This window comes from Psychrobacter sp. PL19 (genome assembly GCF_017875835.1).
In the GTDB taxonomy this organism is placed as follows: domain Bacteria; phylum Pseudomonadota; class Gammaproteobacteria; order Pseudomonadales; family Moraxellaceae; genus Psychrobacter.
In genome coordinates this window covers 1,209,794-1,234,872 of sequence record NZ_JAGING010000001.1, presented here as the reverse complement: position 1 = coordinate 1,234,872, position 25,079 = coordinate 1,209,794, and the positions used below count along the sequence as shown (strand labels likewise).

Annotated in this window: 25 protein-coding genes; 7 read left to right on the top strand and 18 right to left on the bottom strand. The window is 43.3% G+C overall.

The annotated features are described in order from the left end of the window. Positions 1–4 precede the first annotated feature (4 nt). From ispZ to mnmC, 4 genes are all read left to right on the top strand, one after another. Positions 5–556 (top strand): septation protein IspZ, encoded by a 552-nt coding sequence (gene ispZ, locus H4W00_RS05025; protein WP_209956519.1) that lies wholly within the window; start codon positions 5–7, stop codon positions 554–556. Between the two features lie 194 nt (positions 557–750). Continuing rightward, positions 751–1,101, top strand: a complete 351-nt coding sequence (locus H4W00_RS05020) for a YciI family protein (RefSeq protein ID WP_209956518.1) — start codon at positions 751–753, stop codon at positions 1,099–1,101. Then, the gene (locus H4W00_RS05015; RefSeq protein WP_209956517.1) at positions 1,098–1,511 is read left to right on the top strand and encodes a hypothetical protein; all 414 of its coding nucleotides are present in this window, start codon (positions 1,098–1,100) and stop codon (positions 1,509–1,511) included. The genes H4W00_RS05020 and H4W00_RS05015 overlap by 4 nt, the downstream gene beginning before the upstream one ends. Positions 1,512–1,554: 43 nt before the next feature. Further along, positions 1,555–3,804 carry an FAD-dependent 5-carboxymethylaminomethyl-2-thiouridine(34) oxidoreductase MnmC gene (mnmC, locus tag H4W00_RS05010; protein WP_209956516.1) on the top strand — a complete coding sequence of 750 codons (2,250 nt, stop codon included), beginning with the start codon at positions 1,555–1,557 and terminating at the stop codon, positions 3,802–3,804. 6 nt (positions 3,805–3,810) lie between these two features. On the opposite strand, the gene H4W00_RS05005 is transcribed toward mnmC, so the two are convergent. The 7 genes from H4W00_RS05005 to ffh all read right to left on the bottom strand — a co-directional run bounded on the left by H4W00_RS05005 (position 3,811) and on the right by ffh (position 10,300). Further along, positions 3,811–4,479, bottom strand: coding sequence for a DUF4112 domain-containing protein (locus H4W00_RS05005; RefSeq protein ID WP_209956515.1), 669 nt, complete (start codon positions 4,477–4,479; stop codon positions 3,811–3,813). Beyond that, a complete protein-coding gene (ubiA, locus tag H4W00_RS05000) occupies positions 4,472–5,410 on the bottom strand; it encodes a 4-hydroxybenzoate octaprenyltransferase (RefSeq protein WP_209956514.1) in 939 nt (312 codons plus the stop codon). Before ubiA ends, H4W00_RS05005 begins: the two co-directional genes overlap by 8 nt. 58 nt (positions 5,411–5,468) lie before the next feature. After that, positions 5,469–5,708: a hypothetical protein gene (locus tag H4W00_RS04995; RefSeq protein ID WP_209956513.1), complete on the bottom strand. Its 240-nt coding sequence runs from the start codon at positions 5,706–5,708 to the stop codon at positions 5,469–5,471. A 94-nt stretch (positions 5,709–5,802) separates the two neighbouring features. Further along, positions 5,803–6,777 (bottom strand): class I SAM-dependent methyltransferase, encoded by a 975-nt coding sequence (locus H4W00_RS04990; protein WP_209956512.1) that lies wholly within the window; start codon positions 6,775–6,777, stop codon positions 5,803–5,805. 110 nt (positions 6,778–6,887) lie between these two features. After that, a complete protein-coding gene (locus tag H4W00_RS04985) occupies positions 6,888–7,730 on the bottom strand; it encodes an undecaprenyl-diphosphate phosphatase (RefSeq protein WP_209956511.1) in 843 nt (280 codons plus the stop codon). Between the two features lie 123 nt (positions 7,731–7,853). Then, positions 7,854–8,549, bottom strand: a complete 696-nt coding sequence (tsaB, locus tag H4W00_RS04980; RefSeq protein ID WP_209958946.1) for a tRNA (adenosine(37)-N6)-threonylcarbamoyltransferase complex dimerization subunit type 1 TsaB — start codon at positions 8,547–8,549, stop codon at positions 7,854–7,856. A 188-nt stretch (positions 8,550–8,737) separates the two neighbouring features. Further along, the gene (ffh, locus tag H4W00_RS04975) at positions 8,738–10,300 is read right to left on the bottom strand and encodes a signal recognition particle protein (RefSeq protein WP_209956510.1); all 1,563 of its coding nucleotides are present in this window, start codon (positions 10,298–10,300) and stop codon (positions 8,738–8,740) included. 340 nt (positions 10,301–10,640) lie between these two features. Between ffh and H4W00_RS04970 the strand changes: the two genes are divergently transcribed. After that, the gene (locus H4W00_RS04970) at positions 10,641–11,432 is read left to right on the top strand and encodes a cytochrome C assembly family protein (RefSeq protein WP_209956509.1); all 792 of its coding nucleotides are present in this window, start codon (positions 10,641–10,643) and stop codon (positions 11,430–11,432) included. A gap of 126 nt (positions 11,433–11,558) precedes the next feature. Here H4W00_RS04970 and purU read toward each other — a convergent pair whose 3' ends face one another. Next, positions 11,559–12,437: a formyltetrahydrofolate deformylase gene (purU, locus tag H4W00_RS04965; RefSeq protein ID WP_209958944.1), complete on the bottom strand. Its 879-nt coding sequence runs from the start codon at positions 12,435–12,437 to the stop codon at positions 11,559–11,561. A gap of 232 nt (positions 12,438–12,669) precedes the next feature. Further along, entirely contained in the window at positions 12,670–15,090 is a 2,421-nt protein-coding gene (locus H4W00_RS04960; protein ID WP_209956508.1) for an Ig-like domain-containing protein, read from the bottom strand. 494 nt (positions 15,091–15,584) lie between these two features. Between H4W00_RS04960 and rpmB the strand changes: the two genes are divergently transcribed. Both rpmB and rpmG read left to right on the top strand, forming a co-directional pair. Beyond that, positions 15,585–15,821, top strand: coding sequence for a 50S ribosomal protein L28 (rpmB, locus tag H4W00_RS04955; protein ID WP_147224075.1), 237 nt, complete (start codon positions 15,585–15,587; stop codon positions 15,819–15,821). A 39-nt stretch (positions 15,822–15,860) separates the two neighbouring features. Next, positions 15,861–16,016, top strand: a complete 156-nt coding sequence (gene rpmG, locus H4W00_RS04950) for a 50S ribosomal protein L33 (RefSeq protein ID WP_209956507.1) — start codon at positions 15,861–15,863, stop codon at positions 16,014–16,016. Between the two features lie 132 nt (positions 16,017–16,148). Here the strand turns inward: rpmG and H4W00_RS04945 are convergent, their stop codons facing one another. The 9 genes from H4W00_RS04945 to H4W00_RS04905 all read right to left on the bottom strand — a co-directional run bounded on the left by H4W00_RS04945 (position 16,149) and on the right by H4W00_RS04905 (position 25,073). Then, positions 16,149–16,460, bottom strand: coding sequence for a hypothetical protein (locus tag H4W00_RS04945; RefSeq protein ID WP_209956506.1), 312 nt, complete (start codon positions 16,458–16,460; stop codon positions 16,149–16,151). Positions 16,461–16,658: 198 nt separating this feature from the next. After that, positions 16,659–16,970, bottom strand: coding sequence for a hypothetical protein (locus tag H4W00_RS04940; protein ID WP_209956505.1), 312 nt, complete (start codon positions 16,968–16,970; stop codon positions 16,659–16,661). Positions 16,971–17,054: 84 nt separating this feature from the next. Beyond that, positions 17,055–17,435, bottom strand: a complete 381-nt coding sequence (locus tag H4W00_RS04935; protein WP_442793085.1) for a hypothetical protein — start codon at positions 17,433–17,435, stop codon at positions 17,055–17,057. Between the two features lie 118 nt (positions 17,436–17,553). Then, a complete protein-coding gene (gene rpe, locus H4W00_RS04930) occupies positions 17,554–18,246 on the bottom strand; it encodes a ribulose-phosphate 3-epimerase (protein ID WP_209956504.1) in 693 nt (230 codons plus the stop codon). A 65-nt stretch (positions 18,247–18,311) separates the two neighbouring features. After that, positions 18,312–18,575, bottom strand: a complete 264-nt coding sequence (locus H4W00_RS04925) for a TIGR03643 family protein (RefSeq protein ID WP_327192546.1) — start codon at positions 18,573–18,575, stop codon at positions 18,312–18,314. A 275-nt stretch (positions 18,576–18,850) separates the two neighbouring features. Then, positions 18,851–19,741, bottom strand: coding sequence for an S-formylglutathione hydrolase (gene fghA / locus H4W00_RS04920; RefSeq protein ID WP_209956503.1), 891 nt, complete (start codon positions 19,739–19,741; stop codon positions 18,851–18,853). Between the two features lie 439 nt (positions 19,742–20,180). Then, complete coding sequence (locus H4W00_RS04915; RefSeq protein ID WP_209956502.1) at positions 20,181–21,671, bottom strand: C13 family peptidase; 1,491 nt, start codon at positions 21,669–21,671, stop codon at positions 20,181–20,183. A gap of 314 nt (positions 21,672–21,985) precedes the next feature. After that, entirely contained in the window at positions 21,986–23,992 is a 2,007-nt protein-coding gene (htpG, locus tag H4W00_RS04910; RefSeq protein ID WP_209956501.1) for a molecular chaperone HtpG, read from the bottom strand. A 265-nt stretch (positions 23,993–24,257) separates the two neighbouring features. Beyond that, a complete protein-coding gene (locus tag H4W00_RS04905; protein WP_209956500.1) occupies positions 24,258–25,073 on the bottom strand; it encodes a thioesterase family protein in 816 nt (271 codons plus the stop codon). Between the last annotated feature and the right edge of the window lie 6 nt (positions 25,074–25,079).

Sequence of the window (25,079 nt, the reverse complement as noted above, 5' to 3'; positions counted from 1 at the left end):
TGCTATGAAAGCCTTATTAGACTTTATTCCCTTAATTGCTTTTTTTATTGCTGCCCGTACTAACGGAATTTTGGCGGCGGCAGGCGCGTTGCTGGTAGCGACTATCGTCGTTTATACCATCCATTTTATACGTCAAAAAGGTAAATTTGATAAGCAACAATGGGTCGTACTGTTATTAACCATTGTGTTTTGTGGCGGCACCTTGCTATTGCGTGATGACATCTACTTGCGTTGGAAGTCGCCGATTATTAACGGTATTTTCGCGTTAACGCTACTCGTTAGTGCGGCTATCAATAAGCCGCTCATGCAAATGGCAATGAAAGATGTGTTTACCCTATCAATGAGCGGCTGGAAAAAGCTAACAGTCGTTTGGGCATTGTTCTTTGCATTCATGGCTGTACTGCATTATATCACGGCATTTACCATGTCGGACGAGGCATGGATTAATTTCAAAACCTACGGCTGGATTCCAATCATGCTAGTGTTTGTTGTCGTCCAATTTGCGTTATTGAAAAAACATTTAAACCCGGCTCTGACTGACAAAGCAGCCAAGTAATAGTAGGTAGCTTGCTCCTTCCTTTTTTTAGCAGAGTTAAAGCTAGGTGTTGAAAGCCTGCTGACCCTTATTTACTATATTGTAAAAAGTACCGGCTATTTTTAAATACTGGTATTAATAAGGGTTAGTGTACATTGTTCTTACTGCCTATGATGGTTCACTGTTTATTTCTACTTTTTTATTAAGGAAATATGATGTCTTTATTTGCCATAATTGGTTATGACGTTGCCAATAGCGGTGCACAGCGGAAAATCACACGCACTGAACATCTTGAACGTCTACAAGTATTGAGTCGCGAGCAGCGGTTGGTTATCGCCGGTCCAACACCTATTGAGCATGATCAAGGTGCGATGACCGAAATGTCAGGTAGTATTGTCATTGCAAATTTTGACTCTCTTGAGGCTGCACAAGCGTGGGCGAGCGCTGACCCTTACTTGCGCGACGGGGTTTACAGTCATGTGGATATCAAGCCCTTTATACAAGTACTGCCATCACCTACTGAGCAAATAGCAGACCAAATATCGAGTCAGGTGGCGCCATCGTGAGTCAGCTGGTATCGTCATTGAAATTATTAAAAAACGGTCGTTATAAAAGCGGCGTTACTAGTGTCGTCTTAATGGCCGCTATGTCAGCACAGGCAGCACCGACCGTGACGGCTAACGATCCAGCAGTAACCTCACCTACAGCCAGTCAAACGGTAGTCGATCAAGCTAATAATACGTTAGCAGCACAGATGCAACCGTCAAATAAGGCGCTATCCTCTGCCAATCAAGATCTGCTCAGTCGCAATGCGCAACTACAGCGACAAGTTAATGACTTACAAACCCAAACCAATGTCTTAGTTTATGAAAGTAAAGGGCAGTTGTTTTTGTACGGCGCTTTTACAGTGTTGATTAGCTTATTAGTCGGTATTTTTATCTCTTGGCTAGTCTTTGTACGCCGTCAACGCTGGTAAAGTCACAATTCCTTGTTTATTTATTTATCGGCTGTGATTGTCTATGTCTAAACCTACTGCTACCTCCTTAAATACTGCCAACCCGCCAGCGGTCCAGACCCAGACTACTGAATATTCTCATATTAGTAAACTTGGTGCTATTACACCAGCTACTATCAGCTGGCAAACTGACGATACAGGTAATGTTGTGCCGGTATCTGGTGAGTTTGGTGATGTGTATTTTTCACATGCTGACGGTTTGGCAGAGTCGCGCCATGTGTTCTTGGAGGGCAATCTGCTACCAGAGCGCTTGGCAAATTTAGCGCCGCAGCAGTGCTTTACTATCGCTGAGCTAGGCTTTGGTACTGGCCTTAACTTATTGGCGTTATGGCAACTTTGGCGCCAACTGCGCGCGACCCAGCCGCATTTAGCCACTGCTCGCGTGCATATGATTACCACTGAGCAGTATCCGCTAAGCCATGACGATTTAACGCAAGTACTGAGGTTATGGGGGCAACGCGCTCCTGAGCTAGCCGAACTGATTAACGAGCTATTGGCAGCGTATCCGCCGCTGGTTGCAGGTTGTCATCGGCTGAACTTTATCAATGATAATTTGACTGTTGATATCTGGCTGGGTGACGCTACTGCTAGTCTGGAAAAATTGCCAGCAGCTTTACCGCCTCTTAATTCTGCTAGTAATGTCCTGAACCATCCTGTTTATAATAGTACTGCTCATAACAAGCCGCACGTCGATGCTTGGTTTTTGGATGGTTTTGCGCCGTCGTGCAACAGCACATTATGGACAGAATCGATATTCTCTCAGATTCAACGCTTATCACGTGCCGGTACTACTGCGGCCACTTACAGCGCTGCTGGTACTGTAAAACATGCATTGCAAAATAGTGATTTTGAAGTTAAAAAAGTAACTGGTTTTGGTCGTAAGCAGCAAATGCTAACGGCCGTCATGACTCATAAGGGAGCACCAGATACCGGTAATGATAGCGGCACTAATGAGGATAACTCATCCAGTTCTAGCTGCCTTGGCAAATCTAAGGCGGTTCAAAGGGCATCAGATCAGCCCACCCATACGGTGGTAATTGGGGCTGGGGTCTCAGGTTTAATGACAGCGTGGTCGCTTGCGAACCGAGGCATTAAGGTAACGCTACTAGACAAGTCAGCGCCACTATCAGGGGCATCAGGCAACCCGCGCGCCCTACTCGCACCAAAGATGACCCCTATTCATCATGTTGATGACCATCTACATACCATAGGCTATCTCTACAGTAGCAGGCTATATCGCCAATTCAACAATAAGGCTGCGATAGCAAAGACAGCCCCCATACTTGAGCCCACCGGAGCGCTCGACTTGTTAGTGAAATCCAATGTCGATACTCAGCAGATTGCAGACTATCCGGATGATATGGCAACCACCTTATCGCATGCCCAAGCGCAAGCAAGCTCAGGATTGGCACAGCAAGACTTATCTAAAAACCTATATTTACCACAATCAGGATTGATTAACCCACAAGCGCTAAAGGACGTGATACTCAGTCATCCCTCAATCGCCTTTGAGCAATTGGCGGTCACACGGATCGATGAAACTGAGACCCGTGTTTCTGTTATGGGTCATAAGTCTACCCCTGCTCATGAATTTGTCAGTAGTCACAACGAAGCGGAACACAGTAACTTGCGAGAGGCTGAAGCCATCACTATCCAAGCTGATAGCCTAGTCATCTGTGCCGCCTATGAAAGCCACCAATTAGATGGCCGTATTTTTGATTGTCGTAAAATACGGGGTCAACTGTCTTGGTTTACCCCAACAGCTGAGCAAGGTAATAAATTACCTAAACTACCGGTCAAATATGGCGGTTACTGCGCGCCATTTGTCGCACAGACGGGTGATGCTGAATTGAATAGTGTGGTAGAAGGACAACCGTATTTTTTACTGGGTGCAAGCTTTGTGCGTAATGATATTGATACGGATGTCCGTAGCCACGAACATCAGCAGAATTATGATAAATTGATCGTGGATATCCCTGAATTGGCGGCCATTGTTCCAACTGATACCCACTTGTGGCAAGGGCGTGCGGGTGTTCGGACACAAACACCTGATTATCATCCATTATTGGGTCAGTTATCGCAAAGTAAACGACTGTGGACGATGTCTGCGATGGGCGCTAAAGGCTACGCCTTTGCCCCTATTTGTGCAGAAGCGCTGGCTGATATGATGACAGGAGATTTTGCGCCGTTGTCTGCTGCGATGCTAGCCCGGCTATCGCCAAATCGTTCGCGTTTACAAACACCGCTGCCTTAAGCGCTTTTAACCAAAACCTGTTAACTTGCTAACCGCAGCTAGCAACCAACTAATCGCCGTCCATAACCCCCAGCCAATAATCGCAATCACTATTACCCCTAAAATATCAGGTATGTGTAGATAGAACCAGGCAGTGATTGGATGACGCCAAAAGCGACTGCTACGCTGCTTGTTTTCTAACTGTTGGTATAGAAATGGTCTATCCATGTGAGTGGTATCGGTGATGCCATATTCATCGTGTATGTGCTGATGTACGATGCTGAGCGTCTTACGGCTGGGACGAATAAAAATATCCAGCAAGGTGCCAATTCCTGGGATAATACCTACTACCATATCGATTAGTGCCAGTCGTACCGCAGGAGTCATCTTACTCGCAGGCACGCCTAACTGGCGACCTAATATAAAAGCATAGCTGGTTAAAGCCAACCCGGCTAAGTCACCTGCCAGCGGTATCGTCGATAATGCCGCGTCTGCACCCAGCCCTTGTTTGGTAAAGGGAATACGAACCACTGAATCCATCGCGTTCGCAAACTTTGCTAACTTGCGCTCGGTAGCAATGACTTGCGCGCGTGTTAGACCTTGCTCAGCGAGATTGAGCTGGTAGCTTGTTTGTCGCTCATCTGCTGCTGCTGTCTCAACAGACGATCGCTTGGTCAGCTTGCGAAGTTTATCCATTGAAACTGGTCCAAATACAAGAGGCAGCGACTAAAGCAAAGACATAACGACCCACCCAAATATTAGCAATAAATGCTTGAAAACAGGCTAACGCTTGACGGCTAGCACAAGCATTATTTTGCTTAGTAAACATCATTGCGACTAGTGCCAAACCGAATACTGGCGAAATACCTAAGCTGGTTGGCGCAAAATAGTGCCATAACACCACGCCCATTATTAATAGAAACAGGCTTTGTAGTACCGAGATAACCACCACATCAAAGCGACCAAACAATATTGCTGTAGACTTAACGCCAATTTTTAAATCATCGTCACGATCCGCCATCGCATATTGGGTATCATAAGCTACTGTCCAGCACATATAGGCTAAAAATAGCAGCCAACACCAAATATCAGTGCTACCGGTTATGGCCACATAGGCCATCGGTATCGCCCAACCAAAAGCCGCGGCTAAAAATACTTGCGGTAGATGAGTGAAGCGCTTCATAAAGGGATAAATAAAAGCCAGAATCACCGCGCCAAGAGACCAATAAAACACTTGAAGGGGTAAAAACAGTAATAAACTGGCGCTTAATAACACTAGTATTAAGAAGGTAGCAATAGCTTCTTTAGCGGAAAGACGACCATCTGCTAGCGGGCGTCCTTTGGTACGTGTTACATGTCCATCTACTTTACGATCGGCAAAATCGTTAATCGCGCACCCTGCTGCCCGCATTAAAATAGCACCAAGCGCAAACAGAACAAATATCTTGAGACTGGGCAGACCCGCACTTACACCTTGCTGCTGGGCTTGCCCCATGGCCGCCAGCAATACACCCCATAAGGTTGGCCATAGCAACAGCTCAATTCCTACCGGCTTATCAAAGCGCGTCAATTGCATATAGGCGCGGATTTTTTCTTTAAATGTCACCGATGAGCGCTTAGATATCATTATTTTACAGCCTCTATCTTTATCGTCTCTATATTTACAGATCCTATATTTATCGCCTCTATCTTTGCTGCCACAATTTATTGGCCTCTAGCAAAGATACTTCAGGATACTGTTTGCGTAACGCTTTAATCGCTGCTATTTTATTATTTTGTGCAGCCTGCTTACGTAAGTAGGCTAAATGCTCTTGGGGACTACTCAATCGTTTTAAACGCGCTTCGAGTCTCAGAATTCGAGTACGTAGCATAATATTTATGATCAGTAGGCCGGCACCCACCGCCCAAACTATGATTGTTAGCATCACGCACTCCTATATTTTTGCCCTACATTTATACCAAAGGTTGTTCAAAACGTTTATAAAAACAGCTGTTATCTAAACACATCATATGAGCTTGTTATGAAAAATAGCCATCAAAACGTACCGCGGCATTATGCCAGCTATCATCTGGCGGTTGATGAGCGAATAATGGCGCGTGTTGTGGACGCTTGACGATAACCCGTCCCTGCTGTTTAGTGTTATCACTATCGCCATTAATACTGATATCATCACTAGCATTGCTATTGCCGTTCACCTTGCTACGGACCAACGCCTGCGCACCTTGTAGCAATTGCTGTTCTTGCACTAGAGACGGTGCACTGGCTAAATAATGTAATGCTTGCATATGTTTGCCAACTTTAGCGCCTTTACCGGTTTTACTGTCCTGATAGCTGTTTTCTGGAAACATAGGATCTAAGTACACCACCTCAACTATTTTATTAACGAAAGCATGGGTAGTTTCAACTGTGCTGCTATCAAGCCTGACGCTATTTTGGCAAGAGGCAAAATAACTGAGTGCATCAGTGTTAATAATATGCAAGCGTGCCATCAGCTTTTGCCAATTCGGCTGTGTACTCATACGTTGCTGCTCAGCGAGCAACAGCAACGCCATTAAGGGCTGCTGTTCTAACATCGTGACCTGCGCGCCAGTACTGGCCAATATTAAGCTGTCATGACCAAAGCCTGCGGTAGCATCCACCACATGGCTATCAACACCAACTTTTGCGGCCTGTAGTAGTAGCTCTGTCTTGCGGCCGGCGCTGACCACTCGCCGTTGTAGCTTGTCCCACTCAGGGGCAACGCTCAAACCACCACTCAGTAATGACAGTTTATTTTTATCATCTAATAATAAAATAGGCTGAGTAGTGTCGGCACTTAGTTGTTCTCGGCTTTTTTGGTTTAGCTTAGTCGTTATCAACTCAACATTTATACTTAATGACAGCTTGTGCTTGCTCACTAGAGCTTGTAAGCACTCAACTTTTGGCAACTGCGATTCAGTAGTATAGAGCAATCGGCAGTGGCTCAGAGGGATAGATGCGGGTAGCGCCGTCATGATTGCCGTCCTTTTTCGATACCACTGATTTTAATATGACTGTGGTTAGCAGGTTTTGGTTTAATTATCACTCAGAATGATACATTTGACCCATTCAAGCTCATAAAAAGCTAGCCTGCAAACTGATAGCCAAAGCCCCATGCGGCTACCAATACCACTACACCGGTAACGATACGCAACCATGCAAATATTTTGAAGTCGCGAAGACTTACCCATGCGACCAACCAACGAATACACAATAGCGCCACTACAAAGGACACCACAGTACCGATACCCAGTACCAACCAATCCTGACGGTTGGTCAATACGTCACCGTGCTTGAGTAAGTCCAGCAGCGCAGCGCCCACAATAACTGGAATGCCTAAAAAGAACGAAAACTCCGCCGATGCTTTACGCGAAACGCCCAGCCAAAGGGCACTGACAATGGTAGCACCAGAACGCGACGTGCCGGGTATCAAGGCAAAACACTGGAACAGACCGATCAGTAAAGCGGTCTTAAAGCTGACATCTTCTGCTTCATTGGCAATAATGACTTTTGGACGATTTTCCACATAAAATATCAGAAAACCACCAATAATCAGCATAATCGCCACGGTAATAGGATTGAATAAATAAGTTTTGATTTCATCGGCAAAGGTAAAGCCCACCAGCATCACTGGAATGGTGGCTACAATGAGACTCAAACCCAGTTGTCTTGGATTATTAAGACCTTCTGCCTTGCCGGTTAGTAGTCCCAATAATGCTTGCCATAGTCGTCCCCAATAGTCGTAAATAACCGCCAGAATAGCACCCAATTGGACAACGACAACGAACAAGTCTACTTTTTCTTTGGTCCAAAAACCCATTAAGTCTGCTGATAAAATCAAATAGCCGGTACTGGAAATAGGTAAAAACTCAGTGATACCTTCAACGATACCCATGATGACAGCTTGAATTAATAAGATGATATCCACAATCGCTTTCCTAAAAACGAACCTGCTGGTCGCTTTATATTGTTGTGATACGGTTGCTGCTAGACTTTCGAGAGATAAGGGGTCTAGCCGTCACGCATAGTGTTTAAATCAAGGTCGGAATTATTATGCCTTGCCTTGTTCTTTTAGAGTTTTCCAAGCTTGATTGCGTAGATATTTTGGTAAGGCAAGTGCCGCTTCTGTACCGCCCAAGGTCATGAACTGTGCGATGCCTAATTGCCCAATCACTGTCGCATCAGGGCAGATATCTTCATGGATTGTCTGTTCATGGTGTAGCCTTAATAGGCCAGCACCATTACCAACAATGGGCACGTTGAGCAGCGTTTGGCTGTCATAGTCTAGCAACTGCTCAGTGCTATCACTGTTTTCCGCAACTATCGGTTGCATAATGGCATTTTCTAATTTGCTATCTAATTGATAATGGCCAAAATATACTTGCTGCATGCGCGCATCAAGGGCGCTATAAGCTTGTGTTAAGCCATATCGTTGGTAAGCACATTGCGCAATCGCTTGCAGGCTAGATACGCCGACACAAGGTAAATCATGGGCCACCGATAACGCTTGTACCACCGCCGTATTGATCCGAATACCGCTAAATGCGCCAGGACCACGATTAAATATTAAAGCTTGAAAATCAGCCAGACTTAGCTGGCTTTCAGTCAAAGCAGCATCAATCATCGGTAATATTTGTTGTGTTTGCTGACGTTTACCGGTTTGAGTTTGGCACGATATAACCTTACCTGTACCATCAAGTATGGCGACTGAACACTGATCAAACACGGTATCCATGGCTAAAAACATCATGACCTCGACTTAAGCGGGTGGTGTAACAAAATAGTGCCCATCATAGCATTTAGGTTCAGCAAGTTTTATCACTTTCTATGTTATTCATACTTTATTTATTGATAGATTTAAAAACCCCCAAAGCGCTTTATCAGCTTTGGGGGTTGCATTGAACTATGGGTCTTTAGGGTTAAGACGGACTTAATTTAAAAGCGTTTTTTAAACTTTTTTGATGATTTATCCGGCATGTCTTGCATTTGCTTTTGCATGTCTTCAGCGCTTGGCATATTGTTGGGATCAAGACCCATTTGCTTGGCCATTTGTGCTTGGTTGACATCCTTCATGCCACCTTGGCCTTTTTGCGCTTGACCACCACCAAATAGCGGACCACCACCACCGCCGCCGCCAGATGCACCGCCGCCCATTAGTCCTTGCATAGATTTCATCATTTTACTGATGCCTTCAGGCTTAGAAATCATTTTCATCATTTTTGCCATTTGCTTATGTTGTTTAAGCAGACGGTTGATATCTTGAACTTCTTTCCCAGAGCCTGCAGCAATACGGCGCTTCCGGCTTGGATTAATCTTGTCTGGGTTTTTACGCTCAAAGGGAGTCATTGAATTAATCAACGCTTCCATCTCACGTACTTTTTCTTCTGGCTTGGCATCTTCAACCGCTTTTTGCATATCAGAGCCCCCCATGCCTGGCATCTTATCTAAGAAACCTGACATGCCGCCCATACTTTTCATTTGCTGAAACTGGGTCAATAGATCATCAAGGTCGAACTCACCACCCTTTTGCATCTTTTTGGCCATTTTTTCGGCTTTGTCGCGGTCAATCTTTTGCTCAACTTCTTCAACCAAACTTAGTACGTCGCCCATACCTAGAATACGCTGGGCAATACGTTCAGGATGGAACAGCTCTAGCGCGTCTAACTTTTCGCCGCGACCTAAAAACTTGATTGGCTTACCAGTAATAGCCCGTACAGATAGCGCGGCGCCGCCACGAGCGTCACCGTCAGTCTTAGTTAAGATCACCCCAGTTAATGGCAACGCATCGTTAAAGGCTTTAGCGGTATTGGCCGCATCTTGGCCAGTCATTGCATCGACCACGAACAATGTTTCAGAAGGATTGACCGCTGCAGTCAGCGCTTTAATCTCATCCATCATGGTTTCGTCAATCGCCAGACGACCTGCGGTATCAATAATCAAGATATCTTGGTATTGAATTTTGGCCTCTTCAATAGCACGCAGTGCAATATCAATCGGGTTTTCATCAGTACTGGAGTTAACGAACTTGGCATTAACCTGCCCAGCTACTTGCTCAAGCTGCTGAATCGCTGCCGGACGATAGACGTCGGCTGAGACCAGCATGACTTTCTTCTTATGGCGCTCTTGTAGATATTTGGCCAATTTACCAGCGGTAGTGGTTTTACCTGCCCCTTGCAACCCTGCCAGCAAATAGATGATAGGCGGTTTGCCGGTCATCTCTAACTGCTGATTGGCACTGCCCATCATCTCAGTCAGCTCATCATGGACAATCTTTACAAACGCTTGGCCGGGTGCCAACTCTTTAAGTACTTCAGCACCCATCGCCTGTTCTTTAACGCGTTTGACAAAATCGCGAGTTACCGGTAACGCCACATCGGCTTCTAGCAGCGCCATACGCACTTCACGTAAGGTGTCTTTGATGTTGTCTTCAGTCAGTTGCCCAGTACCGACGATATTGCGCAGACTCGACGATAGGCGTTCGGTTAAGGTATCAAACATAAGTAGTTCTCAGTTAATAATAGGTCTGTTAATAATGAATTGGTAATTTTTTAGTTGATAATCAATATGGCGGTCAATTAAAATAGTTTTGACTTACTGGCTTTCTGCCTACTTATATTATTCGCCTATTAATACTATCCGTAGAATGTCTATTTAGACTCTAAATATAGAGCGTTTGTTGAATAAATACTTTTTAATACAAGTGTGGCTAAAATAATAATAGCGATGATTCTCAATTAGCCTCTATTTTATGATAAATTGAATAATTATTCTAATCATACCATTTTAGGGTTAACTTGAGCGGCTATGCTGCACTTCTGATACTCAATGAGGCTTGCCTGTGTTACTTGCGTTTGTGATAGCCAGTATGGCTTACATCGTGGTTATTATCCATCTCAGCTGGGCATTGACTACAAACAAGCAGATTAATAAAAACGTCGGTCTGGGCCTATTGATAGTAGGCATGTTGGCGCACGCTGCGCTGTTGTATCCCTATATCTTTACTTTATACGGCCTAAATTTTAATCTATTTAACGTCTTTAGTCTGGTTAGTTTGTTTTTCTTGTTTTTTTTCGTGCTGTTCTGTCTATACCGGCCTATTATCAGCCTTGGTATATTAGCCGCACCAACTGCACTTTTCGGTATGACTATCGGGTATGTTGGCCGCGCGCCTTATCAGCCACTTACTGACGTCAGTATTGGTCTTGAAGCACATATTATATTATCATTTGCCGCTTATTGTGTGCTGCTGATGGCAGCGGTGCAAGCACTATTTCTGCGCCTACAGATTCGTGAGCTCAAGCATCATACCATTCATCGTTTTTGGGTCAACAAGTTACCTTCCTTACAAAGTATGGAAGGCTTATTGTTCGATATGATCTTGGTTGGCTTTGTATTACTCAGTGTCGCGTTGGGGCTGGGATTTATTTATGTAGAGGATTTGCTGGCGCAACATATCGCTCATAAAACGGTCTTTAGCGTTCTATCATGGTTATTATTCGGTGTATTACTCGTAGGCAATTGGCGTGCTGGCTGGCGTGGTAAACACGCTGCCAATATCACCATTTACGCTTTTATCTTATTAGCCATTGGCTTTGTGGGTAGCAAGTTTGTTTTAGAGCTGCTGCTGTGAGCTCAAGCGAAATAGCTCACACCATTAGCTATGACCAGTTATTTACAATCAGTCTTAACGTCTCATTCGCTTAACGTCTTATTCGCTTAACGTCTTATTCGCCTAAGTAGTCTCGATGACGCATTGTTAATTAAAAACCACGGTCTTATTACCGGTCACAATCACTCGATTTTGCACATGCCAATTAACCGCCCGCGCCAATACGTTGCGCTCTATATCACGTCCAATTGCGCGCAGATCAGCAACCCCTTGACGATGAGTGACACGGTGCACGTCTTGCTCAATAATAGGCCCCTGGTCCAGCTCAGCAGTCACATAATGGGCCGTCGCACCAATCAGCTTCACACCCTTGTCATAAGCTTGCCGATAAGGGTCTGCACCTACAAATGCTGGCAGAAATGAATGGTGGATATTTATAATCTGCATCGGCCAACGCTTAACAAAATCAGACGACAAAATTTGCATATAGCGCGCTAACACTAATAAGTCATTCTCTGCCATCAACTCGTGAATTTGGGCTTCTGCGTCCGCTTTATTGTCTTTAGTAACGGGGATATGATGAAAAGTAATGCCAAAATTTTCGACCGCTTGCCGTAAATCAGCATGGTTGCTGACTACGGAAGTAATCTGACAATCAAGCAAACCACGTTGATGCCGCCATAATAAGTCTAGTAAGGCGTGGTCAAACTTCGATACCAAGATGCCAACCTTAATCTTAATCGAGTTATCATGTAAACGCCAGGTCATATTGTGGCGCTTGGCTACCGTATAGGCAAAGCTGGCTTGGAAGTTATCAATAATATCGCTCAAGCCTGCTAACACAAACTCCAAGCGCATAAAATACTGCCCGCCTTCATGGGCGGTTGAATACTGATCTAAGCTAATAATATTAGCACCATAACGGTGAATAAACTCTGATACCGCTTGAACAATACCCGCTTGATCTTTGCATTTAATCAATAACGTGGCGGTATCGATATCAGTAGCGCTAACTGCAGTGTTCATTGGCGCTGTTGATGACGTAATATTTACAGTGTCTGACATAGTGCACCCAATTTAAAAATAAATTATAACCATCTACCTGACTTAAAAATCTATTGGCAGCATAGCAAATCGGTTATTTTAATCGCTTTTAGATAATTTTGCTGACTGTATCAGTCATTTTTAACTATAAAGGCTAATAATGCAAAAACCCCCAACGCGGGGTTGGGGGTTTTATATTTTTCGCTTATGCAACTTATTGGATAGTATAAATATCACTACTAGTATTATTGCTAGGCGAAGTTGCGGATACTTTAAACTTATCACCAGCCTGACAGTTTTCAATTGAGAATCTAGAAATAGTACCTGTATTTACGCCCGGCAAACCAGTGCTAACAATGTCAGGAACTTGTGCAGGGCTTTCTAAGGTTACTTGACACTGTCCTCCTGTCTTAGTAAGCGCAATATCCGATACATCGGCAACCTTAGGTCTACTATCTAGCATTATATCTTCTTGTATAATACCTTCAGGATTGGACATAAACGTATAGTCTCTATCTACAGTTGTATCGTTCTCACCTTTATCTTTAACTATAAAGCTATAAGATTTATTTGGGGTTAAGTTTGATATTCTTATCTTATAGCTATTCGATGAATTTCCAGTTGAAACCTGAACCATAGGCTGATTTGTAGACTGTGTTTTTACTATCATAGTTCCAGAAATCGTCGTTCCTGATGGCATAGGGTTTAGACCTAAAAACCCACCACTATTAATACGAACTCTAACTGTCGTATCTGTTGACTTTATAGTCTCTGGAGATAGTAAGTTGCCACTAGCATTTACTAAAGTAAATTCAGCTTCTCTTTGACCCAATGTTAACAGTTGAATGGATTGGTAACGTACGACAGTATCTAATCCTGAGTTACAGGTTTCGTCTTTATTAGGCGAAACATACTTAGAGACATAATCCTGTTCGAATCTTTGTTTCTGAATCTCACTAGCTGTCGGGAATTTAAGTTGAATAAACTGTCTAATATTATTTTCACAGTCCTGTTCCGCTTGAGTTACTGATGGATAAGTAAATTCACCTATCTCATAAGTATTATTCTCGTTATCATCACGGAAAGTATCACCAATATTATGTACTAAAACATCACAAGTAGTAGGGCTTGGCGTTTCGTATATTTTTTTACCATCTCTTTCACCAATTACTTTACATTCATCCCAAGCATTATTCTGATTTAAATCAATATATGATTTTTCGCCTTCTGCAACCGCTAGAACACTGGTGCGACCATCACCTGGACGTGGGTTCTGAGTTGAGAAAGTAACCTCGCAAACGCCATCATTAGTTGCACAACTTGCGGGTGACACTTTGCCACCTTCAGTCGTAAAGTTAATAACAGTACCATTAGGTACTGAGTTGCCGTTGCGGTCTACCATACGGGCTACGATTTTAGTTTCATCACCATCAAGACTCCAGTCTAAGGCGTTTGAGCCAAATGATATACTGAGTCCATCTTGAGTTACCCGCGAGCTTGCAATGGAGATACCTTTTGATAATCCATTAATACGAGGATCACTAGCCAACGTTGCTTTAATTTCCACTGGCCCAGGTGTAGTACCAGGATAAATATCAACGGATACTTTACCATTCCTATCCGTTGTAGCACGGATGTCAGATCTATTATCCAATGAGCCAAACGACAATCTAAGAGGTGATTTTTCTAGTGACAATATAACGTTTGCGTTAGGTACAGGGACATTATTTGAATAGACAGTAAACTCTACTGTGCCTGTTCTTGAAGAGCCACTGTTCTGAATACCAAGCGTCAGCTCATTAGACGTATAGACAATAGAGTTAGCTTGAGGAGCTCGAATCATAATGTTAGCAGATTGGTTTGAATTACCTGTACTTGCAGATATGCGAACCATCCCACTACATAGAATATTATCCTGATCAATACTATTATAGACAAACTCGATGGCACCATCGGAGTCAGAAGTAATTTGATCAGGCAGCTGTCCGCAATCAGCGTTCAAATTGACCATTACCCCACTTAGTAGATTACCAGTTGGATCGCTAACCTTAAGCGATACCATAGTTTGTCCACCAGATATTAGATTCGTCTCTTTAAATATCAATGGACTTATCATAACTCTGGTAGTCTGTACCGAAAAGGTCAGATTACTAGTAGCTGTATTATTATCGTTATCGCTTACAGTTGCTGATATAGAGTATGCGCCTGAAACATCAGGGCTGGTAGGCTTTAAGAAAATACGTGCTTTACCTTCGTTATCCGTCAACATAGAGCCTGATGTGGTTTGTGATAGCTCAATTCCTTCAGCATCGATAGCAAAGCTGACTTTAGCATTTGGGACTGGTTGATTATTTTCATCAGTCACTTCTACTTCGTAATAAGCCCCATTTAGACTAACTGTATTAATTGAATTACCATCCTCATCGACTAATCTGCTATTTACAATATTAAGCTCTTCAACAGTTTGCTCCCCACCACCATTATCACCGCTACCAGGCTGCGTCACACCTAAGTCAGGTTCTGGCGCAATTGTATCGCCACCACCACCGCCACCGCAACCTGCTAGTGCCAGCGCGCAAGTCAGCGCTGTAAGTTGAAATAATTTGGAAGTAAATGATAACGGACTATAGGACATATTTCGGACTCCGCATCGGCAGGAACTTGTTCCAACAAGCAAACAAAGATTATTACAATGTCTTTGCAATAATCTCGCAAACAAAGTGGCGATGCATATATTTATATTAGTAACAGTTATATTAATATTTTGTATTAAATTTATAACGGCAACTTTACTAACTTTTGCTAAAACTTACAACTCTAAATTTAATCCTGTCACTAGATAATCGATCACATAACCAGGCAAAATACAGGTATAATAGCCAGTCTTTATAACGACAACCATCACAAAATAATTTGAGTATTGATAGAATTTGTGGTATAAATGTCGGCTTTAAAATATTCTGAATTGATCGACCTGTTATTTGCCTTTAGATGATAGGAATATCAGCTCAACCTTCATATAGTTTTGTTTGGTGCAATGATTCCGCTTGCTGTGTCCATGCCGCAAATGCGCGAAACTTGCCCAGACTGGTATGAGAAACCCTCATACTTCATAGTTAGGAGTTCGCCATGTCTAGAGTTTGCCAAGTGACTGGAAAGCGCCCTATGGTGGGTAATAATGTTTCGCACGCAAACAACAAAACCCGTCGTCGCTTTCTACCAAACCTTCAACGCCATCGTTTTTGGGTAGAATCTGAAAATCGTTTTGTGCGTCTACGTATATCTACTAAAGGTATGCGCATCATTGACAAACTAGGTATTGATAAAGTGTTAGCAGATTTGCGCGCACAAGGTCAAAAAGTTTAAGCCAAGTGCTTGCATGCCATCATTTAAAGGAAAGCTATCATGAGAGATAAAATTAAATTGGTATCATCTGCTGGTACTGGGTATTACTACACTACTACCAAAAACAAGCGCACGATGCCTGGCAAAATGGAGATCAAAAAGTTTGATCCAAAAATTCGCCAACACGTGATGTTTAAAGAAGCAAAAATCAAGTAATAACCATTAAATAATGGGTATGATTTGAAGACAATAAAAAAGGGTTTATCAATTGATAAACCCTTTTTTATTGTCGCTATTTTAAATGTTTACTAGGAACCAGATAATCATATTTATTTTTTACTAGCGCAACTAACTATAATGGGTTGGCTCTTTATCATAAACATGTGCATGCCACTGGCTCATCTGCTTTTTCATAATGACCTGAATAGCGGCATGGATCATATGCTGGCCAATGGACTGAGTGTCACTACCAAGTAGCTCTTTGAGTTTGTCCGAAAAATCAATAGTCATCAGCGGATCTTCATCATTCTCAGTATCGCGTAATAGTAACGTTCCATCATCCGCTTCTACTAGCTCAAGAGTGGTCTCTTTGGCAAAACCTGAAAACTGATCGCTATTGTCAGTATCCACTTCTATTTCGTTATCAATATCGTATGGCATTTGGCGTTTTCCTTATTATCCCGTCTTATACTTGCATAAAGATGGTAAGCGAATAAAAGCTACCATCTCCAACCCTTTTATAGTAACGCGGGCAAATATATCATAATCATACAATGGACGCTTTGACCTTAGAATTCAAGGGCTACCACAAGAGTCTTACCAATGATCTTATATAAGAGGCATAAAAAAGACGACAAACTAACGCCAGTAACGTAATTTTCCTAAGGTGAATAAGAATGCTACAAACATACCGAGATAATAGACCAGTTTTAGCTCGAAGGTAGGGTCACGGTATTTAAAAGGCAGCGATACTGCGGCAGTTGCTGTCGGTAGTATTAATAGCATCAGCAGCCAGTTTTCGATGACATTAAGCCAACTTTGTAGGCCCGTCCCCTGGCGCAAAGACGCCAACCCTAATAATAGGCAGCCAATAATCAACATAACAAACAGACTATTTGGTAAGTCTTTTGGGAAAATAGTCTTTGATATTTTATCTGGTATTATTTGCATGCAAAAGTCCAGTCACAGTTGAACGAGGCGACTTATTGATTAGAAGTTAGTCGATCTAAGAATATAGTAGATAATATTTTAGAATCAGCTATAAGTACCCATCAACCATAATAGAGAGATGCAAGATGTTAGGTAGCCCAAGCTAACCGCATTCCAGCTCTGAATATGCATGCCTTTAACTTTATTGAGCAGACGAGACCCCAGCCAAAAAAATAGCGGAATACCGATCATAAATGCAGACACTACCACTGACGCGTGCCGCAATACTTCTCCAAGATTGTCGCCCACTATTAGGCGGAAGCCGTAACCAGCCAAACTTAAAATTAAGGCAAAGACTGCTAGACCAATGGTCAACCCTTTCGGAACTAGGCTCGGAGATTTGACGCTAGAAGATCCAGAGTCATGTTTAGCGTTCTGCGCTTGGATAGGAAGTGCAGACTGAGCAAATGATTGTTGCGTATCCATATGTCACCTCTATATAACTGACAATTAATGCGATTAGATAGTTTAATGAAACACTGCTTTAGCAGATTAAGATTTTAGTAAATCAATGATTCAAAAACCGACTCTTTTAATATAACATTTACGAGTTACTGTTTGCTAATGCTAGCTCATCGCGCATAGCGGTAATGGCAGCGCGATAGTCTGGTTGGTTAAAAATAGCAGAGCCGGCGACGAACATATCAGCACCTGCCTCAGCAATAGCGCGGATGTTGTTGGCTTTGATACCACCATCTACTTCTAGTCTGATATCACGACCACTAGTGGTAATCAGCTGCCGTACTTCACGTACCTTATCTAAAGTGTTTTCAATAAACGATTGACCACCAAACCCAGGGTTCACGCTCATTAAAAGGATTTGGTCAACCTTATCCATCACGTAGTCTAAGTGATGCAGCGAGGTGGCAGGATTGAGCACCAAGCCACATTTCGCACCACCGTCTTTAATCAGTTGTAATGAACGATCGACGTGGCCACTGGCTTCTGGATGAAAAGTAATAATACTGGCACCAGCCTCTAAGAACTGCTCAATCATACCGTCAACCGGTGATACCATTAGATGCACATCAATAGGCGCGTCAATACCATAATCACGCAGGGCTTTACATATCATACTACCAAAAGTGAGGTTCGGTACATAATGATTGTCCATCACATCAAAATGAATCACGTCGGCTCCCGCCTTTAAAACGCTATCGACCTCTTCACCCAGACGGGCAAAGTCAGCAGACAAGATAGATGGGGCGATTAAGTAAGGCGTGGACGGACAAATCATAGGAAGCTACCTAGTTAACGTGTGCTTGAAATACCAATAATATCAATGAGAATAGGAAAAAAATGCTATCGTTGCTTATATTGAGTTTTACAATAAGCACGGCCTACCATAAATGGACGTTTTGCTTGATGCTTAGTCGAACGACCAGTCACCCGCTGCCGCCACAATCGAAAAGAAGACCTCTTTAATTCCTGACGCATCAATATAATGACATCCGCTTCAGCGAGTCCATAACTGTATTCTATCGCCGCAAACGGCGTTCTATCTTCCCATGCCATCTCTATCACTCGTGACAGTTGCTCAGCATCTAGTGTTGTATTATCTGCCACATCGGTTACTTTTGATAGCGACTCATTTGACTTAACAGTACTAGACGGATCAGTACGAGCTTGTTGCTTTTCTTTCTGCTTTTTCTCTAATGCCTTATCTATATCAGCCTGCATAATGGCAAGCGACGACTCCGCTTTTCGTTGCTTTTCGTTTAATGGATCAGCCACTGGTAATGCCTGAAGATTTGCCATGGTAATTGCCTTTAAAGCGTTTATACGCCTTGTTGTCTACTATATTTTTTGTGAAATACGATCCTATTAATTTTAGCCACTGTTTAGCTCAGTTGCGCCATGCGCCAGTGATGCTCGATATGGTCGTTGATTACCGTTTGGATGAAGTAATAGCTATGGTCATGACCCGCTTGATAGCGTAGCGTTAACGGTTGCTGTGCTTTTTTGCAAGCTTGCTGCAGCTTTGGCGTTTGTAGCTGTCCGTCTGCTAAGAACTGATCTGCGGCACCTTGATCCACCAAGATATTCAGATACTGGCGTCCAACGGTCTCAATCGTATGCGCTGCATCAGACTGCTGCCATAAGGCTTTGTCATCGCCAAAGTATTCCGTATAGGCCGCTTGACCCCATGCTGATTCACTCGCTGCACAGACTGGCGATAACGCTGAGACACTGACAAACTTACTCGGAAACTTAAAACCTAATAGTAATGCGCCATGACCGCCCATGGAATGGCCCATGATGCCAATACTACTAATAGCAAGCTCTGCACGCAGCAAGTCATATAGCTCATCAGCAATGTAGCTTTGCATATTAAAATTCTCTGCCCATGGTGCACAAGTCGCATCGATGTAATAGCTGGCACCTTGACCGACAAAATAGCGCTCATCATTGGGGACATCAATATCAGTATCACTACGAGGAGAGCTATCTGGGGCAATAAATATTATACCCAGTTCGCTACATCTTTGTTGGAAATGGGCTTTATGAGTGACGTTATCAGCATTACAGGTCAGGCCTGACAAGTACATGATGGCAGGACAGCGACGACCTGCAAGCGCTTCATCAGGTAAATAAACGCTAAAAGTCATCGGAGTTTTGGTAGTCGTCGATTGATGACTATAATAATGCTGCTCACCGTTAAAGCAACGGTTAACGCTCTTTTGGGTTAGTTTTGAATTAGCAGGTAGACTGTGGGCGTAATAGTTATTCATAATTAAGACCTTTTTTATCTAAAATTTATTCAATGAATATTACCTAATGGGCGAAATAATAAAAATAAGCATTGTTTATATAGGTTTTAGTTATATGAGCCTTAGCACTTTAGTGTTTTTCCAAGTATTTCGACTACTGTTTTTATTATTATACTCTTGAGCCCAGTAAGCCCAAATCATCATTATCTAGGCTTACGAGGCTATTGATAAGCAATTTTTATAGAAAGCTGACTTCAATAACACTGACTTGTAACTTTAGGCCAACTATGAAAGTAGCTGACCAAACGATACTGAAGTTTATAATGATACTAGAGTTTATAATGAGAAAAAGGTTTACAGTAATGATTATACGAGCTATAACGGCGGGTATCGTTGGTATTATATAGCTCATTATTAAGCGGAAGTTACCTTTTACATACGACTGCATTTGTTTTATTCATCATTCATTGATTGTCGCGGTCTCAGATATCGTATCGGCCTCAATATTTATGGTGACATCAGTAGCGTCAGTAACCTCAGCAGCACCCGTATTATCAGTGATGTTTGCTATAGAGGATTGGGTATTACTGAATAACACCTGCTCAAAAGCAGGAAGCGCGGTCTGCATCAGACTGCCGACTACCATTTGGGGCTCAGAGGGCTCAAAGCCCATAAAGCCTTCGCGCTCACTGACTCGCTGACTGGCATCCTTAAATGCGGCTGCAAAGCTGGTGTTCTCGCGTAGGCTCTCAGCAAAAAAGGCTTGGCCAAAGTAAGTCATCTCTGCCGTATTAGTACAGCCAAACGACATCTTATCCGCCGCTGAGGCCGTGATAACGACGGTAGTCGGTGAAGCCAGCTCATCAATAAAGGAACCTGAATAACAGGCAGAGACTACAATCACGCGCCAGCGAATACCGGAAGCGTCTAACGCCTCGCGTAACCATGTGGCATCCAAATTATCCATTTCAAGCGGCGGATTTGCCAGTTGAATGATGTTTTGGTCGCCATGCGATGATAGGGTTAGTAACAACACATCTTCATCTGCATTCATCTGCTGACCGATCTTTTTTAGCCCCTGCAGAATACTGGTTTTGCTAGCAATCGGCTCATCAAGCCAACTATAAGTATTGTTAATCAAGGCAAGCGAGTTGCCACTAGTGCCAAAACGCACATCAAATAATTGACGCACTTTATTGATCTCCGAGCGAAAAACGTTCTGGTCTGAAAACCCAGCCACACCCATAAAATACCAATCACTTTTGCCAGGTACGCTTGGATTGATACTATCTAGCGCTTGCTGTAGCAGACGTGGCTGCTCATATAACACCGCTTCTTCCAATACCGGCTGCACAGGAATTTGTTTAAAAATAGGCTGGTCTGCGACATTGCGTTGCCAGATGGTTAATAGCGCCACGGCGCCTATCAATACAATGATGCGCTCCCACCAGGGTGTACGTAGGCGGCGAGAAAAGACCCATAATAAGGCCAGCGTTTGCCATAAGAAAAGTATTAGAAATAGTATCGGTAAAAATGAATAGCTCCATTCAGGTAGCCAGCCATGACTGCCCAAAAACTGTACCATACTTTGTAACAGCGCCGATAGCGTATCAGCAACCAACCACAGCACCACAGGCACAAAAACCATCGATTGATTACCCGAGCGCCGTGCAAGAATAATACCGCCTAATAAAATAATCATCGGCCAGATCAAATAACTGACCAAACCTTGCTCATTAAAGACGCTACCATTTTCAGCAGCCAACCATGAAAACAGCACGTTGCTACCCAAAGCTAGCAATGCAAACAGTGCAAATTGTATGAAGGTTGGCTTGACCCAAGAAAACGCGCGCGTTGACCCTATCAGCATCCATAAGGCAGCAATAATATTGGCAGCGAAATTAAGCGAAAAACGCTGAAGAGAGATGGTTTTATGCGACGAAAGTGACAAAGACTTAGACCTCATCAAGTCGAGAGAAATAAAGTAATAACAAGGAATAAATAACATAGTTTGCTAGTTTAGCCTGCTAATCTATCGCGATTGTAACGGATTGTCAGTTATGACGATAAGCCTAATTTGTAAAAAATGACACTATCTGGATAAAAATATCATTAAATTATTGTGAAAGGTTTAGCAGCTCATAATAAGCCTAAAAAATCGTGAATAACAGCAGACAACCATCAAAAAAAGAGGCCTTAGTTTAAGACCTCTTTTCCATTATAATCAAATTTTACTATCAAGTTCTGACACTTTATTAATAAAAGCTATCTCATTAATAGCTCGTTAACACGTTTTAGATAAGCGGCTGGATCTTCAAGCTGTCCCCCATCGGCTAACAGCGCTTGATCAAAAATCACTTGTGCCAGCTTGTCAAAACTGTCGTCAAAATCAGCGCTACTTTCAAGCTTTTGAATCAAGGGATGCTCAGGATTAATTTCAAGCGTGGGCTTACTTTCTGGTACTTCCTGTCCCATTTGCTTGAGCATCTGAATCATCTGTGGTGACAACTCACCTTCACCAACTACTAAACAGGCAGGACTGTCCACTAACCGCGTTGAGACTTTCACGTCTTTTGCACGTTCGCCTAGTGCTATTTTTAGTTTATCAACGACCGGTTTAAGCGTTTCTTGCGCCTTTTCAGCTTCGGCCTTTTCAGCATCATCTTGCAAGTCGCCTAAATCAACCGCACCCTTAGCAATGTTCTGTAATGGTGTGCCATCAAACTCAGTTAAGAAGTTCATCGCCCATTCATCGACACGGCTGGTCATAAAGATAACTTCGATGCCTTTTTTCTTAAATAGCTCTAACTGTGGGCTATTTTTGGCAGCGGTCAGGTTATCAGCAGTCAGGTAATAGATAGATTTTTGACCGTCTTTCATACGCGCTTTGTAGTCTTCAAAGCTAGTCGTGACACTTTCTTGAGTGCTGGTGGCATAACGTAACAACTTGGCAATGCGTTCTTGATTGCCGGTGTCTTCGCCAACCCCTTCTTTAATAACATCGCCAAATTCGGCGTAGAACTGGGCAAATTTTTCTTGCTTACCGCTGTCTTCGCTGTTGGCCAGACTTGCCAACATCGTTAGGATACGGCGGGCGTTACCTTCACGAATCGATTTCACATCACGCGATTCTTGTAATATTTCGCGGCTGACGTTGAGTGGTAAATCTGCTGAATCAATAACACCTTTGACGAAACGCAAGTACATTGGTAGCAGTTGCTCGGCGTCGTCCATGATGAAGACCCGTTTGACATAAAGCTTTAAACCATGCTGCTGTTCACGAGTATATAGGTCGACTGGGGCGGTTTTGGGGATATATAACATCTGGGTATATTGCACACGGCCTTCCACCCGATTGTGTGTCCAGGTCAACGGCTCATCCATGTCATAAGTAATGTTTTTATAAAAATCGATATACTCTTGGTCATCAATCTCAGAAGCGGAACGCGTCCATAAAGCGCTGGCTTTATTGATGGTTTCCCACTCATCAGTGAGTACCATCTCACCACCAGCTGGCGCACTTGCATCAGCTCCATCGTCTGCTTGCCCTTCTTCAACGGCGTCTTCTTGCCAAATTTCTTTACGCATTTGAATAGGCAAGCTGATATGGTCTGAATATTTATTAACCAAGCGCTTAATTTTATTGCGGTCTAAATAGCTGTCTTCGCCCTCAGAATATTCTTCTTTAAGATGCAAAGTAATAGCTGTGCCACGCGTAGCCTTATTGATAAGCTCAACAGTAAATACACCCGTGCCATCAGATACCCAGCGCACGCCATTGTCTGCAGGATCGCCCGCTTTGCGCGACTCAACACTGATAGTGTCAGAGACGATAAAGCCTGAATAAAAACCCACCCCGAACTGACCAATCAGCTGACCGTCTTGTTTTTGTGATTCAGACAATTTGTCCAAAAAAGCTTTAGTGCCTGATTTGGCAATCGTCCCTAAGTTATCAATAGCATCGGCTTCGTTCATACCAATACCGTTATCGGTAAAGGTAATAGTCTTAGCGGCTTCATCAACGGCAATACGAATGCGCAGCTCGCCATCATTTTCATAAAGACTGTCATCGTTGGTGGCTTCAAAACGCAATTTATCACAGGCATCAGAAGCGTTTGAAACCAACTCACGGACGAAGATGTCAGCATTAGAATAAAGCGAATGAGTCACCAAGTGCAATAATTGGGCAACTTCCGCTTCAAAAGTATGTTTTTTTAATTCTGGGTTTTGTTCTTCAGCACTTTGGCCATCAACTGGGGTCGACTCACTCATAAAAACTCCTTTGTATTGTTATATGATATTTACTATAAAATAGCGGTATTCAAGCTAAATCTGTTTTTAGTCAGTTCGAAATAAAAGAGAGTCGTTCATAGCAAGGTGCTACTGCTATAAACATCATTATTAAGGTTAAATACCACCACACTGGTTATACAAATAGGGGCGCTGAACAAAAATTCAAGCGCCCCAGCTGCTTTAAGTGGTCTTTATTATGGTTATTAGCTTGTCTGTACGTCATTTATTAGCAATAACGACAAATTTAACGGGGCATTGGACGGATAGTGAGAATTTGTTCACTACGCCCAAAGGGTCCCTGGGTGTCATGAAGTACGCTACTGGTCACACCTATGCCATCAGTACCGTACTGTTGTACCGCCTCAATACCCAACCAGCGACCTTGTGGTGAGCGGTGCATATGAATTTGTAAGTCGGTATTAGGGAACATCCAACCAGCATCTGCTAATCCCAGCCCAAGCCTAGGAACCACGCCGTTGGCGGTATCGACCATACCTAAAAGGTGCACTAAGTCATCAGTGGGTTCGTCAGCTATCATATCAACATCGGTGGTTATCCACACCATACCTTTACCAGGACGACGGTCTGCCTCAGCGACTAGACGCACGCTTTTGATAAAACCACCCGGCCAACCTTTCATGTCGTCCCAAACGGGTAACTCATCAGGCTGATGGGGCGCGCTTTTGTCTTCAAGCCCTGCAATCATGCTGGTATCTTGAGTCAACAGTCGCCAAGCGCGAGCAATGATACAATCACGATCCCGACTGCTCATTACCGACTCAATCAGCTCAATGGTCTTACCGGGACGAATACAGCGCGTAGTAATGGTAAAGTCATCAAGCGGTATCAGCCCTAAGATATCAAGGCTAATACGAGCAATACGCATGTTGTCTTGCGGCGCAAACTGGCTGAGCTCGCGGCTAAGAACCCCAGTAGCTGGTGCCATATGCTGTTCGTGCTCGTTCCACGCCCCTTGCGCATGCTCGGTGGGCTGATAATGCGCAACACTGACCCCATCTGCTTGCTGTTCGCGTTCGACACATTGATAATAAGCTGACATCGTTAT

Bases quoted from the DNA above. Each gene is read 5' to 3' on its own strand.
- ubiA (WP_209956514.1), bottom strand. From the start codon at position 5,410: ATGATATCTAAGCGCTCATCGGTGACATTTAAAGAAAAAATCCGCGCC.
- rpe (WP_209956504.1), bottom strand. From the start codon at position 18,246: ATGATTTGTCCGTCCACGCCTTACTTAATCGCCCCATCTATCTTGTCT.
- H4W00_RS05005 (WP_209956515.1), bottom strand. From the start codon at position 4,479: ATGGATAAACTTCGCAAGCTGACCAAGCGATCGTCTGTTGAGACAGCA.
- H4W00_RS04995 (WP_209956513.1), bottom strand. From the start codon at position 5,708: ATGCTAACAATCATAGTTTGGGCGGTGGGTGCCGGCCTACTGATCATA.
- H4W00_RS04945 (WP_209956506.1), bottom strand. From the start codon at position 16,460: ATGCCATACGATATTGATAACGAAATAGAAGTGGATACTGACAATAGC.
- htpG (WP_209956501.1), bottom strand. From the start codon at position 23,992: ATGAGTGAGTCGACCCCAGTTGATGGCCAAAGTGCTGAAGAACAAAAC.
- mnmC (WP_209956516.1), top strand. From the start codon at position 1,555: ATGTCTAAACCTACTGCTACCTCCTTAAATACTGCCAACCCGCCAGCG.
- rpmG (WP_209956507.1), top strand. From the start codon at position 15,861: ATGAGAGATAAAATTAAATTGGTATCATCTGCTGGTACTGGGTATTAC.
- ffh (WP_209956510.1), bottom strand. From the start codon at position 10,300: ATGTTTGATACCTTAACCGAACGCCTATCGTCGAGTCTGCGCAATATC.
- H4W00_RS05020 (WP_209956518.1), top strand. From the start codon at position 751: ATGTCTTTATTTGCCATAATTGGTTATGACGTTGCCAATAGCGGTGCA.
- fghA (WP_209956503.1), bottom strand. From the start codon at position 19,741: ATGAATAACTATTACGCCCACAGTCTACCTGCTAATTCAAAACTAACC.
- H4W00_RS04905 (WP_209956500.1), bottom strand. From the start codon at position 25,073: ATGTCAGCTTATTATCAATGTGTCGAACGCGAACAGCAAGCAGATGGG.
- tsaB (WP_209958946.1), bottom strand. From the start codon at position 8,549: ATGTTTTTAGCCATGGATACCGTGTTTGATCAGTGTTCAGTCGCCATA.
- H4W00_RS04940 (WP_209956505.1), bottom strand. From the start codon at position 16,970: ATGCAAATAATACCAGATAAAATATCAAAGACTATTTTCCCAAAAGAC.
- H4W00_RS04960 (WP_209956508.1), bottom strand. From the start codon at position 15,090: ATGTCCTATAGTCCGTTATCATTTACTTCCAAATTATTTCAACTTACA.
- H4W00_RS04990 (WP_209956512.1), bottom strand. From the start codon at position 6,777: ATGACGGCGCTACCCGCATCTATCCCTCTGAGCCACTGCCGATTGCTC.
- rpmB (WP_147224075.1), top strand. From the start codon at position 15,585: ATGTCTAGAGTTTGCCAAGTGACTGGAAAGCGCCCTATGGTGGGTAAT.
- ispZ (WP_209956519.1), top strand. From the start codon at position 5: ATGAAAGCCTTATTAGACTTTATTCCCTTAATTGCTTTTTTTATTGCT.
- purU (WP_209958944.1), bottom strand. From the start codon at position 12,437: ATGAACACTGCAGTTAGCGCTACTGATATCGATACCGCCACGTTATTG.
- H4W00_RS04935 (WP_442793085.1), bottom strand. From the start codon at position 17,435: ATGGATACGCAACAATCATTTGCTCAGTCTGCACTTCCTATCCAAGCG.